The following is a 1,139-nucleotide window of genomic DNA, read 5'->3' as shown; positions in this document are numbered from 1 at the left end:
AAAACTTTTATAAACCACACTTGATGAGTAAAACGGCGTTTTGGTAGCCTCTTTTCAATCAGAAATTGGAACCTCAGATCTTATGCCAGCAACTCATACGAAAGATGTACTGCATAAATTCCTCAAACCAGGGATGAAACTCTCGATTAACTTCGAATTTGGACCAAAAGATAAATTCAGCTACTCAACCGTTTATTTAGGAATAAAAGAAAATTCTTATTTGATCCTCGATATTCCGATGCGATTGCTCGAAGATCAAGTGATGAGAAAACTGCATAACGCCGATGTGATTGTACGCGGCGTTTCCGACACTGAGCTTGGTCACGTGTTGGCTTTTAAATCCAGTGTACTAATGACAGCCGTTCGCCCTTCCCCTCTGCTCTTTATTCGCATACCCGGTACGTTTGCAACTAAGCCTGTTAGAGAGCACGAGCGTTACAAGCTACAAATGGACTGTACCATCGATCACAGCGGCAATATTTATGACGGCAGTTTGGTTGATTTTTCACTGGCAGGCGTCGGTGTTCAGACCTTTATTGAACCTGAGTTTAAGGTTGGAGACCGAGTTTCGGTGGTATCACCTCTTAGCATTCATATAGGAGAGGAAAATCCTTGCTTGATCGCCAATATAAAGAAGCAACCCAAAGGCTGGGTGATAGGCATTCGATTCGAGCAACCCATTACTATGACTGAAGATTTGAAAACCAAGTTGCTGGAACAGTCCTTTCTGACCAGCAACGTATGATTTAGTGAACTGAGGCGCATCAAGGCTATGATTGGCTAAAGCGCGTTGCGGCAAAGCTGTTGAGTAACCGATGCACGGCATAAGTAACAAGCAAAGTGACCACGATGGCAAACAGTATGCTGCTGACTCGATACAAAGCACTAAAAATCAGGTCACCATCGGGCGTGAGATACTGTCCGAATAAGATCCCTAAAGTAGTGAGGCCGCCAAAGCCAGCACCTGAACCACTGGATTCTTTCACATGCATGTAACTGAATATCATCGCGCCAATCCAAAGTAACGGCACAATAAACAGCAAAGTATCTGACCAATCATACAAAATGAGCTGCCCGACGATACCAAAGGTCACGCCTAGCAATGTGCCCATCGCCCGTTTACGAGCGTAACCTAAGGC

Annotated in this window: 1 protein-coding gene and 1 pseudogene; one reads left to right on the top strand and one right to left on the bottom strand. The window is 44.5% G+C overall.

Translation table 11 applies throughout. The features are described from left to right. The first annotated feature begins 82 nt into the window (after positions 1-82). Positions 83-745, top strand: a complete 663-nt coding sequence (locus tag R8N28_RS26215) for a flagellar brake protein (RefSeq protein ID WP_005499292.1) — start codon at positions 83-85, stop codon at positions 743-745. 25 nt (positions 746-770) lie between these two features. Here the strand turns inward: R8N28_RS26215 and R8N28_RS26210 are convergent. Next, positions 771-1,139 (bottom strand): annotated as a pseudogene (locus tag R8N28_RS26210) (1,4-alpha-glucan branching protein); the annotation flags it as partial.

The sequence above is a fragment of the Vibrio sp. Vb1554 genome (genome assembly GCF_033344235.1).
The sequence above is the reverse complement of the archived record's forward strand: the minus strand, read 5'-3'. Positions and strand labels throughout refer to the sequence as shown.